At 68.4% G+C, this 12,888-nt stretch carries 11 protein-coding genes; 4 read left to right on the forward strand and 7 right to left on the reverse strand.

Translation table 11 applies throughout. The features are described 5' to 3' along the window. Positions 1-41: 41 nt before the first annotated feature. From L810_RS19380 to motA, 4 genes are all read right to left on the reverse strand, one after another. The gene (locus L810_RS19380; protein ID WP_021159960.1) at positions 42-1,388 is read right to left on the reverse strand and encodes a DUF2325 domain-containing protein; all 1,347 of its coding nucleotides are present in this window, start codon (positions 1,386-1,388) and stop codon (positions 42-44) included. A 130-nt stretch (positions 1,389-1,518) separates the two neighbouring features. Further along, positions 1,519-2,070, reverse strand: a complete 552-nt coding sequence (locus L810_RS19385) for a hypothetical protein (RefSeq protein ID WP_021159961.1) — start codon at positions 2,068-2,070, stop codon at positions 1,519-1,521. 431 nt (positions 2,071-2,501) lie between these two features. Next, positions 2,502-3,458, reverse strand: a complete 957-nt coding sequence (motB, locus tag L810_RS19390; protein WP_021159962.1) for a flagellar motor protein MotB — start codon at positions 3,456-3,458, stop codon at positions 2,502-2,504. A gap of 10 nt (positions 3,459-3,468) precedes the next feature. Then, on the reverse strand, positions 3,469-4,338 hold the full coding sequence (gene motA, locus L810_RS19395) for a flagellar motor stator protein MotA (RefSeq protein ID WP_042975376.1): 870 nt from the start codon (positions 4,336-4,338) through the stop codon (positions 3,469-3,471). Positions 4,339-4,855: 517 nt separating this feature from the next. On the opposite strand from motA, the gene L810_RS19400 reads away from it, so the two are divergent. Then, positions 4,856-5,740, forward strand: coding sequence for a patatin-like phospholipase family protein (locus L810_RS19400; RefSeq protein WP_021159964.1), 885 nt, complete (start codon positions 4,856-4,858; stop codon positions 5,738-5,740). A gap of 157 nt (positions 5,741-5,897) precedes the next feature. Here the strand turns inward: L810_RS19400 and L810_RS19405 are convergent, their stop codons facing one another. The 3 genes from L810_RS19405 to L810_RS19415 all read right to left on the reverse strand — a co-directional run bounded on the left by L810_RS19405 (position 5,898) and on the right by L810_RS19415 (position 9,416). Then, entirely contained in the window at positions 5,898-7,379 is a 1,482-nt protein-coding gene (locus L810_RS19405; protein ID WP_021159965.1) for an aldehyde dehydrogenase family protein, read from the reverse strand. Between the two features lie 28 nt (positions 7,380-7,407). Continuing rightward, positions 7,408-8,358, reverse strand: coding sequence for an agmatinase (gene speB, locus L810_RS19410; protein WP_021159966.1), 951 nt, complete (start codon positions 8,356-8,358; stop codon positions 7,408-7,410). A 158-nt stretch (positions 8,359-8,516) separates the two neighbouring features. After that, on the reverse strand, positions 8,517-9,416 hold the full coding sequence (locus tag L810_RS19415; RefSeq protein WP_021159967.1) for a helix-turn-helix transcriptional regulator: 900 nt from the start codon (positions 9,414-9,416) through the stop codon (positions 8,517-8,519). A 198-nt stretch (positions 9,417-9,614) separates the two neighbouring features. Here L810_RS19415 and L810_RS19420 point away from each other — a divergent pair, with 198 nt between their 5' ends. The 3 genes from L810_RS19420 (at position 9,615) to L810_RS19430 (ending at position 12,785) form a co-directional block, all read left to right on the forward strand. Continuing rightward, complete coding sequence (locus tag L810_RS19420; protein WP_042975378.1) at positions 9,615-9,959, forward strand: cupin domain-containing protein; 345 nt, start codon at positions 9,615-9,617, stop codon at positions 9,957-9,959. A gap of 84 nt (positions 9,960-10,043) precedes the next feature. Continuing rightward, a complete protein-coding gene (locus L810_RS19425; RefSeq protein WP_042975380.1) occupies positions 10,044-11,501 on the forward strand; it encodes an NAD(P)/FAD-dependent oxidoreductase in 1,458 nt (485 codons plus the stop codon). Positions 11,502-11,588: 87 nt separating this feature from the next. After that, the gene (locus tag L810_RS19430; RefSeq protein ID WP_042975382.1) at positions 11,589-12,785 is read left to right on the forward strand and encodes an MFS transporter; all 1,197 of its coding nucleotides are present in this window, start codon (positions 11,589-11,591) and stop codon (positions 12,783-12,785) included. Positions 12,786-12,888: the final 103 nt, after the last annotated feature.

The raw sequence follows: 12,888 nt of genomic DNA on the forward strand, positions 1-12,888 counted from the left end.
CCGGCTGAAGGGCAGAAGGAGCGTGTCGAAGCGAATCAGGTCTAGCCGTGCCGCAGGCAGAAGCGCGGCGTGCCGCCCGCGGCGGCATCTGGCGCCATGACGTCGCGCGCCTGTGCATCGAGCCGCCCGATCAGTTCGACGAAGCTGGCGACGCTGGCCGTCCGCAGCGGGTAGTACGCGACGTGGTGGCGTTCGCAGATGCGCTTGAGCAGGTTCATCGAATCGTGGTCGATGCAGTCGACCGGGAACACGACCATGTGCGCGCCCGGTAGCGCGGCGGCCAGCAGGCCCTTGCGATCCTCGATACCGCCGTCATGCAGCGTCACGTCACCACCCGCCGTTTCGACGATCCGCCTGATCGCACGGTTCGAGCCCGGGCGCCCGCCGACGTAGACCAGACGTGTGCCCTGCAGGATCGACAGCGGATCGGCCGCGTGTTCGGCGGGATCGTCCGCCGACGCCTGCACCGCCTGTTCGATCGCACTCGCTTCGGCGCGCAGCGTCTTCACCATCGCCATCAGGTCGTCGAGCCGCGCGCGCATCGCGCGTGCGCTCGCCTGTTCCGCGGCGATCCGCTGCTCGGCCGCCTCGCGGCGGCTCGTATGCAGCGCGAGTCGTTCATCGCGCGCGGCCAGTGCGTCGCGCAGTTCGTGGACTTCGTCGCGCAATGCGCTTTCAGCCGCCGGCGGCTGTGCATTGCGGCGCGCAACGACGGCATCCCGCTCGTGCAGCGCCGCGTCGCGCTGCGCGCTCATTTCTTGCAGGCGTGCCTGCTGCCGGTCGATCTTCGCGTGCAGCGCCGCATTCTCCTCCTCCAGCACGACCAGCCGCCGGATATCGGCGCGATTGGCCGCGCCGACAAGGTGCGACAGCATGTGCAGGTCGCCGAACGCGGCCTGGCGCACGGCCATTGTCGTGCGCGGATGCGTCATCAGCGCCCAGTAGGCGGGCGGGATGTCGCCGCTCTTGAGCGCTTCCTTCCAGCGTGCAAGGAGTTCATCCGCATCCTGTGCACTGTCGAATGCGCGGATCGCGCCGGCGTAACGCTCGTCGAGCGCCTTGTGCAATGCCTTGGCGCCGGCCGTGCCGTCGATCGCGAGCTCGACGGCGGCGTGATGGATGTCGAGGTCGGTCGCGTGCTGGCGATCGAGGTCGGTGTATTTCGGCACGAGCCTGCGCAGCTCGTGCGTGGTCAGGCAGGTGCCGATGATCGAGCAGTGCAGGTTCGCGTCGAGCTCGGACAGGCGCGTGCGGCGCTTCAGCTCGGTCAGTTGCGCGCGCGACGGCGCGCAGCATGCGTCGACCCGCGTGCCGGTTGCCGCGGGCGGATTACCGCCGGGCGACGAGAGATCCGCCGTGCGGGCAAGGCGAAAGGGCGGAGCGTGCATGTTGACCTCTGTCCGGCATGGTCGGGCCGGAGACGGATGCGCGAAAGATTTGCGAAATATACCACGGAATATAACGAACGAAATTCGGGGGAAATCACCGGGTAATGCGGCGTGGTGCGGCGTGGTGCGGTCAGCAGAGCGCGGTCGGGCGGTCGGTGAGCGGCAGGGCGGCGGAGGGCGATGCCGGGGCGGACGGTGAAACGGGACGCGATGCCGGCGCGTGCCGCTCCATCACGTACTCGACGCACAGCCCGACGAACAGCACGTCGACGCGCTCCAGCGCGGCAACCGCGTCGCGCATTGCGGCCGGGTCGTTGCTGAACGAGTCGGAGAACACGTCGTCGCGTGTGCGTTCGAGGCGGCGCGCCTGGCCGATCGCCCGTTCGAGTTCGGGCAGGCGCGTGAAGCGGGCGGTGCGTGCGTCGTCTTCGAGCGTGGACAGCAGTTCACGAAAGCCCATCGCGGACAGCGCATCGTCCTGCGCGTTTTCAGCGTGCGCAGCCGAGAACATCCGGATGAAGCGCACGACGCTGCCGCGCAGGCGCCGGAACGCGTCGACGACATCCGTGATCTGCTGTGCACGCGCGTCGCTCGACAGCGGCCTGAGCGCGCTGATCTTGTGCGCGAGCGGCTGTTCCCGTGCGGGGCGCTGCGGGGCACGATCCGTCGGCGTGCGGGGCATGGCGAATCTCCGGAAGTGCTGGTTGCGATATATTTTACGGAACATATCGGGTGCGCGAAAAAACGGCACCGTGCAGGAGACATGGTGCCGTCAGCGGCCCTGGTAACGGCCCTCGCAACGGCCCTAGCAACGGCCCTCGCAACGGCCCTCGCAACGACCCTCGCAACGACCCTCGCAACGGCCCTAGCAACGGCCCTCGCAACGGCCCTCGCAACGACTCTCGCAACGACTCTCGCAACGGCCCTCGCAACGGCCCTCGCAACGGCCCTCGCAACCGCCCGAGCAACAGCCCGAGTCACTCGATGTCGCGCCCGACCGTTCCGAACGCGACCACGACCACGACGCCGAGAACCACGCTGTCGCACAAGGGCTGTACGCGGCCCCCGGCCCCATCGGGCACATCCGCCCCGCGTTCGTGAATGCGCCCGCGCCTAATGCTGCCGCGTGAGCGCCGCCGGCAGCACGGCGGCCCGGGTGCCGGCCGATTCGTCCACGGTCGTCCTGCCGCCGTCCCGAAAGAACGCCTGCTCGGCGGCATTGTTCATCACGAGGATGCTGATGCGGCGATTGGTCGGCTCGTCCGCGACGTTGCGGTCGAGCGGCAGGACATCCGCGAGCCCGCGCACCTGGAGCAGCTTTTCTTCCCGCAATCCGCCCGCGACCAGCGCGCGCCGCGCGGCGTTCGCACGATCGCTGGAGAGCTCCCAGTTCGAATAACCCGTGGGGCCGTCGCGATACGGCGTCGAATCGGTATGGCCCGCAATCGACACGCGGTTGTCGACATCGTCGAGTGCCGTACCGATCTGCGTGAGGATCGCGGTGGCATACCCTTCGGGATGCGAACTGCCCGACGCGAACATCGGGCGCTTGAGCGAATCGACGATCTCGATGCGCAAGCCCTCGTGAGTGATCGCGATCCGGATCTGGTCCTGGTACGCGCGCAATGACGGGCTCTGTGCAATCGCCGCGGTCAGCTTCGCCTTCAGGCGCTCGAGCTTCTGCGTATCGACGATGTCGGCAGGGGCTGCGGGCGAGCTGGCCGGCACCGGTTGCGCTTTCGCGTCGATGGCCGGCGCCGGGTCCGACAGGTCGCGGCCGCCGCCCTGCACGACGCTCGGGCGCGGCGCCTGCGCGTCTTTCCCGCCGGACAGGAGCGTCGACAGCGGCGTGTTGAAGTAATCCTCGATCCCCTGCTTGTCGTACTTGGACACCGAGCCGAGCAGCCACATCAGCAGGAAGAACGCCATCATCGCCGTGACGAAATCGGCGTAGGCGATTTTCCAGGCGCCGCCGTGGTGGGCGTCGTGGTCCTCGCCTTTCTTGCGGCGCACGACGACGAGCGGTGCCGAGGCGGACTGTTTCGACGGGTTGGAGCGATTGTCGGCCATGGCGCCTCCGTTATGCGGGTCTGGGCGACTTCGTCGCGCGGACGGCCTCGTCGAGCTCCTTGAAGCTCGGGCGATCGGCCGTGAACAGCACCTTGCGGCCGAACTCCACCGCCACCGCCGGCGCGTAGCCGCTCATCGACGCGAGCAGCACGGCCTTCACGCACTGGAACGGCTTGGCCGCGGCGCGGCCCTTCGCATTGAGCAGATCCGCGAGCGGGCCGACGAAGCCGTATGCGAGCAGGATGCCGAGGAACGTGCCGACGAGCGCGCCGGCGATCATCTTGCCGAGCACGGCGGGCGGCGCACCGACCGAGCCCATCGTATGCACGACGCCCATCACAGCCGCGACGATGCCGAACGCCGGCAGGCCGTCCGCCATCTTCTGGATCGCATTGGCCGCGACGGATGCCTCCGCATGGTGCGTATGCAGTTCTTCGTCCATCAGGTCCTGCATCTCCAGCGCGTTCACGTTGCCGCCCGACATCATCCGCAGATAATCGACGATGAAGTCGAGCAGGTGATGGTCTTCGAGCACGTGCGAATACTTCTGGAACAGCGGGCTTTGTTCGGGCGCGTCGACGTCGGCCTCGAGCGCCATCATGCCGTCCTTGCGCGCCTTCTGCAGCAGCTCGTACAGCAGCGCGATCAGTTCGACGTACTGCTGTTTCGTATAGCCGCCGCCCTTGAAACAGGTCGGCAGGCTCTTGATCGTTTTCTTCAGCGTCGCGACCGGATTGCTGACGACGAACGCACCGAGCGCGGCGCCGAAAATGCACAGCAGTTCGAACGGTTGCAGCAAGGCCGGCAAGTGGCCGCCCACGCCGATAAAACTGCCGATCACCGATCCGATCACGACGATCCACCCGATGGCTACAAACATGATTACCTCTTGCGCGGCTCGCGCGGCTTCATCTGTTGTCGAAAAGCGGGCGGGACGTCCGGCCATCCCGCTCCATGCCCGCGACGGCGCCGGATCGTTGCGTGTCGAATGCGAATCCGGCGGCCGTCCCGATGTATCGCGGCGCGACGCGGGTCGGCGGGTGTTGATGCAATAACGGCGGTCGCCGTGGCGACTGAACCCGTGATTCCACGTAGCGCGCACGATTCACGCGTGGCACACGTTTGCGAGCGGCGGTATGCGCGATTTGCTTGATCGAAGTCAAAAATTGAGCGCCTTCGCGTGAATTTCCGTATGGAGGCGGCCCGGAACACGGCGGCGAATGACACACCCATCGCGACGGAAGGCGCCGCGCGGAATGCCGGGGAACGCGGCGCGCGGCGCGTTCCCCGGCCGGCGCGGGTTCGCGCGCCGGCAGGGTTTTCATCAGGACATCCGGGGCGCCGCACGATCCATCATGGAGAAAGCACCGTCGCAGCCAATCGCAGGAGGGCGCACCGTGACGTCCGATCCCACTTCCTCGACCGCCTTCGTGTTCGCCGGCGGCGGCAGTCTCGGCGCGATCGAGGTCGGCATGCTTCGCGAACTGGTCGCGAGCGGCGAACGGCCCGATTGCGTCGTCGGCGCGTCGGCGGGCGCGATCAACGCCGCCTATTTCGCCGGCCGGCCGGACGAGGACGGCGTCGCGATGCTCGCCGCGCTGTGGTGCCGGATCCGCCGCCAGGACATCATGCCGTTCTCGATGCGCAGCCTCGTCGCGATGTTGCTGCGCAACCGGCCGCATCTGGTCGAGGCCGATGCGCTGCGCCTGCTGCTGGAAAGGAACCTGCCGTACCGGCGGATCGAGCAGGCCGCGTTGCCGCTCCATATCGTCGCGACCGACGTGCTGAACGGCCGGGAAGTCGTGCTGTCCGCCGGCCCGGTCGTGGATGCCGTGCAGGCCAGCGCGGCGATTCCCGGCGTGTTTCCGTCGGTCAGCATCGGCGGCGTGGAACTCGTCGACGGCGGCGTCGCGAACAATACGCCGATCTCCGTTGCGATCGCGCTCGGCGTCAAGCGGATCGTCGTGCTGCCGGCCGGGTTCGCCTGCGCGTTGCGTGTACCGCCGCGCAGCGCGATCGCGCATGCGACGCACGCGCTGACGCTCGTGATCGCGCGGCAACTGGTGCGCGATCTGGAGTTGTACGGGGCACGCGCGCAAATCCACGTCGTGCCGCCGCTCTGTCCGCTCGACGTGTCGTCATACGATTACTCGCAGTGCGCGCAACTGATCGACAAGGCCGCGGAACGCACGCGTGCGTGGATCGACGCGGGCGGCCTCGCGCAGTGCGAGATCCCCGGCCAGCTTCGCGAGCACGACCATGCCGCCGTGCTGTCGCATTGAGGGTGGCTCACGCGCGTTGAAATCTCATGATCGGCGCATGCCTAACACCCCGGCGCTCTCCCCGAAAATCCCCGAAGAACCAAAAAACGGCACCGTGCACGAGTCACGGTGCCGCCAACGGCCTGAACGGCCTGAACGGCCTGAACGGCCGCACTGGTCAGTCGATCGCGCGCATCGCGTGGCGCAGTTCCTGATAGCTGCGCAGCCCCGCGACGCCGAGCTCACGGCCGATTCCGCTGAGCCCGAACCCGCCCCAGCACACGTGCGGATAGATGAGCTGCGGTGCGTTGATCCACACGAGCCCCGCGCGCACACGCTGCTGGAACTGCTTCGCGATACCGGCATCGCGCGTCACGACGGTCGCGACGAGCCCGTAACGCGTGTCGTTCGCGAGCGCAATCGCTTCGTCGTCGGTGCGGAACGATTTCACGCACGCGACGGGGCCGAACACTTCGTCGGTCCACAGCGGGTTGTCGGCGGCGGGCTCGGCGATCACGACGGGCGCCATGAAGAAGCCCGCACCGCCGGCATCCGTCACCCGGCCGCTGAAGGCGACGCGTGCGCCCGCATCGATGCCGTGCTGGAGCATCGTTTCGACGCGCGTGCGCTGCGCGGCCGAGATCAGCGGCCCCATCACGACCTGTTCCGCGGCGGGCGGCGCGACGACGAGCGCACGCACGGCCGTCTCGAACGCGGCCATGAAGCTGCGGTACACGCTGTCGTGCACGAGGATGCGCGCGGTGGCCGAGCACATCTGGCCCGCGTTCGTGAACGCGCCCGCAACCGCGAGCGACACCGCGACGTCGAGATCGGCGTCGTCGCGCACGATCAGCGACGACTTGCCGCCGAGTTCGAGCGTCACGCGCTTCATGTCGACGGCCGCGGCCTGCATGACCTTGCGGCCGGCCGCCGTGCTGCCGGTAAACGAAATCTTGTCGATCAGCGGATGCGCGGTCAGCGCCGCGCCGACCTCGGCGCCGCCGTTCACGACGTTGACGACGCCGGCCGGCAGCCCTGCCTGCTCGACGATCTCGAGCAGCGCGTGCTCGGTCGGCGACGTGAGTTCGGACGGCTTCAGCACGACCGCGCAGCCGGCCGCGAGCGCGGGCGCGAGCTTCCACGCGGTCGTGACCATCGGGAAGTTCCACGGCATGACGAGCGCCGCGACGCCGACCGCGTCGTAAAAGCGTTCTGCCGTGACGGCGTCGCTCGGCAGCGCGACCGGTTCGGCCGCGAACAGCGCCGGGTCTTCGCACAGCTTCGCGTAGTACGCGAACGTGGCGGCGACGTCGCCGACATCGGCCTCGGCCTCGAACGGCGGCTTGCCGCTCACCTGCATCTGCAGCGCCGCCAGGCGGTCGCGCGATGCCTCGACACGTTCGGCGATCGTCGCGAGCATCCGGCCGCGTTCGGCCGGCGGCGTGTCGCGCCAGCCGGCGAATGCGTCGCGCGCAGCGCGCACCGCGGCGTCGACGTGCGCGGCCGTCGCGAATTCCTGCCAGCCGATCGCGTCGCCGGTCGACGCGTTGAAGACCGGCGCGCCGGCCTGGTCGGAATGCGTGTGCACGGACTGCCCGGCGATGCGCGCGGCGGGCAGCACGAACGTCGCGGCGGAAGGGGAAAGCTCGGCGGTAGACATGAGGTTCATCCTGTCGAGGTCGGTCGGGTTAGCGGTAGGCGACGCCCGGCATCACGCAGAGCATCTCGAACGCGAGGTTCGCGCCCGTGAGCGCGGTGGTGCCGGTCGGATCGTACGGCGGCGCGACTTCGACGAGATCCGCGCCGACGATGTTCAGGCCTTTCATCCCGCGGATGATTTCCAGGCCCTGCTGCACGGTGAGGCCGCCGATTTCCGGCGTGCCGGTGCCGGGTGCGAACGACGGGTCGAGGCCGTCGATGTCGAAGCTGAGATACACCGGCGTGTCGCCGACGCGTTCGCGCACCTGCGCCATCAGCGGCGCGAGCGACTGGTTCCAGCACTCCTCCGCCTGCACGACGGTGAAGCCCTGCTGGCGGCACCAGTCGAAATCGTCCGCGTGGTAGCCGGTGCCGCGCAGGCCGATCTGCGTGACCTTGTCGCATTGCAGCAGCCCGTCCTCCACCGCGCGGCGGAACGGCGTGCCGTGCGCGATCTTCTCGCCGAACATCGTGTCGTTCACGTCCGCGTGCGCGTCGACGTGGACGACGGCGACCTTGCCGTACTTCTTGTGCAGCGCGCGCAGGATCGGCCACGCGATCGTGTGATCGCCGCCGAGCGTGATCGGCCGGCAGCCGTTCGCGACGATCTCGTCGTATGCGTCTTCGATGCGGCGCACCGAGTCCTTCAGGTCGTACGGGTTGGTCGCGACGTCGCCGATGTCGGCCACCTGCAGCGAATCGAACGGCGCGGCGCGGGTGGCCATGTTGTACGGGCGCAGCAGCACGGATTCGGTGCGAATCTGGCGCGGGCCGAAGCGCGAGCCCGAGCGGTTCGACGTGCCGAGGTCGAGCGGCACGCCGACGAAGCACACGTCGAGGCCGTCGGTCGTCTCGGCTTGCGGCAGGCGCATCATCGTGGCGATGCCGCCGAAGCGCGGCATCTCGTTGCCGCCCATCGGTTGATTGAGTTCGCGGGGCATGGGGCCGTCTCCTTTATCTGAGGTCAAGCGATCGGCCGATGGTAGAGGAGAACGCTCGCGCGAAGATTTTGAAGTCGCAACGTTTACATCGACGGGGCTCGATGCAAGTGGCGCCGCCGCATCGACGCGGCGCAACCGAACGCGGCCGCGCGGCCAGGTCAGGCCGGATCAGGCCGGCGCGAGAGGGCCGGCGGCGTGACGTCGTCGTGCGGGCCGGACGAAGGGAACGCGGTGGTAGCCGAACCCCACGCGGCGAGTTCGCGCTTCGTGCGCACGCCGAGCTTCGCGAACGCGCGTTTCACGTACGACTCGGCCGACGCGACGCGCACGCCGAGGATCTCCGCCGTTTCCGGCACGGTCTTGCCGGAAAGCAGGTGCTTGCAGGTTTCGTATTCGCGCTTCGACAGCTTCACGCCGTCGGCCGCGATGCGCGCGTCGAACTGCGCGAGCGGGTGGACTTCGGGTGTCGGGTGCGCAATGCGCCGCGCGGCCGTGGTCGACGCGTGCAGTTCGAGCAGCGGGAACAGCACGTCGCTGATGCTGCGAAAGCGGTTCATCTCGGCGAGCGTGAACGGCGGCCGGTCGCGGCCGCGCTCCAGCGCGATCGAATGCTGCGAATAACGCGTGCCGCGTGCGAGCACGCATTCGTGGCCGATCTGCACGTCGTCGAACAGCCGCTGGCGGAATTCGCCGGGCGGGATCGCCGCGATGTCGCGCACCACCAGCATCGTGCCCGTCTTGCCGCGCAGCCCCGCGAACAGCGGGTCGCTGTCGAGAAAACGCTCGTAGTAGAGCGTCATCACGTCGGAGACGTCGGCGCTCGCCGCGCCGATGCCGCTGCTGCCGATCCATTCGCATCGGTAGCCGGTAGGCATCGAGCCGTCGACGCGCGAGCGTTCGACGTGCGCGACGTCGAGCGGCACCACTTCATTGAGCAGTTGCGTGAGGCGCGGCACGAAGTGCGGCGTGCCGACCGTCTCGATCAGCTCGCCCAGCGCCTTGAACGACACGTTGAAGCGGTCGTTGTCGCGGTGGAAGGGGTTCACGTTGAGCAGCATGCGGTTCCCCGGTGAAAAGCCGGCGGATTGTAGCGTCGGCCACGCAAAACGTCATTAGGGGGAAATCCCGGCGCGTGTCCCGGCGACCTGCCCGGCCCCGGAAAACACCGCTTGTCCCCCCCGGAGGGGGGCATACCGGGGCAGTGTAAATGAGTAACTTTGTCTCTGCTTTTTTCAATCAAGAGACGAAAGATTCTGATGACCAAACTGATCAAGGACATCCTGCCGCTCGGCGGAGGCATCGGCGAATTCACGAAGCTCGACTTCGGGATGGACGAAAGCGACTGGCGCGCGGCGGAAGGCAAGAGCGGCAACTACCTCATCGGCTGGTGGGAAGGCAAGGTCGGCTCGGTGGAGTTTCCGGAAACCGCGGCCGACGAAGCGGTGTGGCTCGTCGAGGGCCGGATCGCGCTGACCGACGTCGAAGGCAACCGCAAGGAATTCACGCCTGGCCAGGGCTACCTGCTGCCGGCCGGCTTCGCGGGCCGCTGGGAGACGATCGAGGACGCGAAGAAGTTCTACGTGCTGCTCGAGAAGTCGTGATGGCCGAAGCCGCCGCCGTGGTGTCGTCGTCCGTGTGACGCGCGCCCGGCGGCGGTTTCGTTTCCGCGTGTGATGGCAGGGATCATGGAAATGGAAGTCAAGGCAAGAGAGACTGCACCGGCGCAGGCGCACGCATTGCGTGGCGCGCCGGTCGCATTGGGCGTCGAGGCGGCGCTCGCGAATACGAAGCTGTTCCCGTACTGGCTCGACAACCCGGCCGCGCCGGCCACCGAGCCGGAACTCGTCGGCGACGTGACGGCCGACCTGCTGATCGTCGGCGGCGGCTTCACCGGGCTGTGGTCGGCCGTGCAGGCGAAGGAACAGATGCCGCACCTGAACGTGGTGCTGATCGAGGCCGGCAAGGTCGCGCACGGCGCATCGGGCCGCGCGGGCGGGATCATCTCGACGTCGGTGATGCACGGGCTGCCGAATGCGGTGCGCGTGTTCCCGAACGACATCGCGCAGCTCGAGGCGTTCGGCCATCACAACCTCGACGGCTTCGAGGAAACGCTGAAGCGCTACGACATCGACGCCGACATCGAATGGAACGGCGAGATGACGGTCGCGGTCGATCCCGAGCACATCGCGCACCTGAAGGGCGATTACGACCTGCATCGCGAGTACGGCCACAACGTCGTGCTGCTGAACCGCGACGAAACGCTCGAACAACTGAATTCACCGCTGTTCGCGGGCGCGCTGTGGTCGCGTAACCGCAGCGGCATCGTGCATCCGGCGAAGCTCGCGTGGGGGCTGAAGCGCGCGGCGCTGTCGCTCGGCGTGAAGCTGTACGAGCACACGCCGCTCGTGACCGTGACCGACGAAGGCAGCACCGTGTTCGTGAAGACGCCGAAGGGCAGCGTGCGTGCGCCGCGCGTCGTGTTCGGCAGCGGCACCGCGAAGGTCGGGATTCCCGACATCAACCGCCGCGTGATGCAGGTGCGCGACCACGTGCTCGCCACCGAGCCGCTCACCGACGAACAGCTCGCGCGGATCGGCTGGAAGAATCGCCAGGGCGTGTACGACACGCGCACGCAGCTCAACTATTTCCGCCTGACGAAGCACAACAACATCATCTTCGGCGGCCTGGTGAGCTATCACTTCGACGGCGATCCGGAACCGCATCAGGACGGCCAGCGCGAGACTTATTACCGGCTCGCGGAAGCGTTCTACCGCACCTTCCCGCAATTGAGCGACGTGCGCTTCTCGCATGCGTGGGGCGGGCCGATCGACTACTGCTCGCGCGGCTCGGTGTTCGCGAAGCGCTATCTCGGCGACAAGGCCGTGTTCGTCGCCGGCTATACGGGTTTCGGCGTCGCGGCGAGCCGGTTCGGCGCGTTCATGGGGCTGAACATCCTGTTCGATCGCGACAGCCCCGAGCGCAAGCTCGACATCGCGAACCAGAGCCCGAGCTACATCCCGCCCGAGCCGATGCGCTGGGTCGCCGCGAAGATCACGTTCCATGCGTTCGACGGCGCCGATGCGGAAGGCGGCTGGAAGCGCGCGTGGATCAGCGGCATCAAGGCGATGGGCTTCCCGATGTAAGCGACACGGCGGCCCGGGCCGGGCCGCCGCCATAACCCGCTCCCCCGAGGAGACGGTCCGCGCCGCGGACACGGAGAGAGACACCGAATGAACGTAGTGAACCTGCAGGACGAAGCGCGACAGGAAAGCGCGCCGTTCGTCGTCGTGATGCTGCTGCTCGGCATCCTCGGGCCGACGGTCTTCCTCGGCCTGCCCGCGATCGTCGGGCAGGTCGAACGCCATTGGGGCTTCGGCGAAGCGGCGCTCGGGCTGTCGAGCTTCATCGAGGTGCTCGGCGAATCGACGGGCACGCTGCTCGTCGCGTTCGTGCTTGGCCGCCAGCCGGTGCGGTGGGTGCTCGCGGGCGCGGTGACGCTCGCGGCCGGCGCGAACCTCGGCACGCTCGCGACGCACGGGCTCGTCGCGTATTCCGCGTTGCAGTTCATCGCGGGCGTCGGCTCGGGCGGGCTGAACGGCATCGCGCTGCGCTACCTGTCGTACTCGCGCGCGCCGGAACGCAATCTCGGGATCATGCTGATGGGGCAGGTGGCGTGGAGCATGGTGCTGCTGGCCTACATCTTCCCGATGCTGAGCGACGCATGGGGCGCGCACGGCGTGTTCGGTTTCGTCGCATGCGTGCTCGGCGTATTCGTGCTCGCGACGCCGCTGTTTCGCCGGGGCGAGACGCCGGCCGCCCCGGCACCGGCCGGCGTCGCCGGCCGCATCGACCGCCGGGGCGCGATGCTCGTGCTGTGCGCGCAGCTCGCGCTGTACGGCGGCGTCGGCGTCGTGTGGACCTTCCTCGAGAAGATCGGCACCGCGGCGGGCCTGAGCGGCAGGTCGGTGTCGCTCGTGCTCGGCGTCGCGAACATCGCGAGCCTCGTGATCTGCGCGGCGATGCCGAAGCTCGGCGCGGGCGCGGGCGCGGGCCTGCGCCGCTGGGCGCTCGTCAACCTCGGCGGCTGCGCGGTCGCGGCCGTGCTGCTCGCGATGCCGGCATCGGCCATGACGTTCACGCTCGGCGCGGTCGTGTTCATCGGCTGCTGGACGGGCGGCGCGCTGCTGATCTACGCGACGATTCCGCAGTACGACCTGGTCGGCAAGTCGGCCGCGCTGTCGCCGGGCTGCGTCGCGCTCGGCTATGGCGTCGGCTCGGTCGCGGGCGGCTCGCTGATCGAGCGCGCAGGCACGCAGTCGGCGCTGATCGCGGCGATCGTGCTGTGCGCGGTGGCGTTCCTGTGCTACCGGCGGCTGCGGCCGGCCGTGTTCGGCATGGAACACGCGCTCGCGGTGGCACCTGAATGACGGTTTCGACGCGCACCGCTGCCGATGGCGGCGCGCATCCGGTCAAGTTCATCGGCGAAGGCGGCGGGCGTGGCGCGCGATGCGCGTCGTGCCGGCCGGGCAA

The organism is Burkholderia sp. AU4i (assembly GCF_000466765.1).
In the GTDB taxonomy this organism is placed as follows: domain Bacteria; phylum Pseudomonadota; class Gammaproteobacteria; order Burkholderiales; family Burkholderiaceae; genus Burkholderia; species Burkholderia cepacia.

What these genes read in the sequence shown, in the direction of transcription:
- speB (WP_021159966.1), bottom strand. Translation starts at nt 8,358, where the DNA reads ATGCCCCGCGAACTCAATCAACCGATGGGCGGCAACGAGATGCCGCGC.
- L810_RS19415 (WP_021159967.1), bottom strand. Translation starts at nt 9,416, where the DNA reads ATGCTGCTCAACGTGAACCCCTTCCACCGCGACAACGACCGCTTCAAC.
- L810_RS19380 (WP_021159960.1), bottom strand. Translation starts at nt 1,388, where the DNA reads ATGCACGCTCCGCCCTTTCGCCTTGCCCGCACGGCGGATCTCTCGTCG.
- motA (WP_042975376.1), bottom strand. Translation starts at nt 4,338, where the DNA reads ATGTTTGTAGCCATCGGGTGGATCGTCGTGATCGGATCGGTGATCGGC.
- L810_RS19420 (WP_042975378.1), top strand. Translation starts at nt 9,615, where the DNA reads ATGACCAAACTGATCAAGGACATCCTGCCGCTCGGCGGAGGCATCGGC.
- motB (WP_021159962.1), bottom strand. Translation starts at nt 3,458, where the DNA reads ATGGCCGACAATCGCTCCAACCCGTCGAAACAGTCCGCCTCGGCACCG.
- L810_RS19385 (WP_021159961.1), bottom strand. Translation starts at nt 2,070, where the DNA reads ATGCCCCGCACGCCGACGGATCGTGCCCCGCAGCGCCCCGCACGGGAA.
- L810_RS19425 (WP_042975380.1), top strand. Translation starts at nt 10,044, where the DNA reads ATGGAAATGGAAGTCAAGGCAAGAGAGACTGCACCGGCGCAGGCGCAC.
- L810_RS19430 (WP_042975382.1), top strand. Translation starts at nt 11,589, where the DNA reads ATGAACGTAGTGAACCTGCAGGACGAAGCGCGACAGGAAAGCGCGCCG.
- L810_RS19405 (WP_021159965.1), bottom strand. Translation starts at nt 7,379, where the DNA reads ATGTCTACCGCCGAGCTTTCCCCTTCCGCCGCGACGTTCGTGCTGCCC.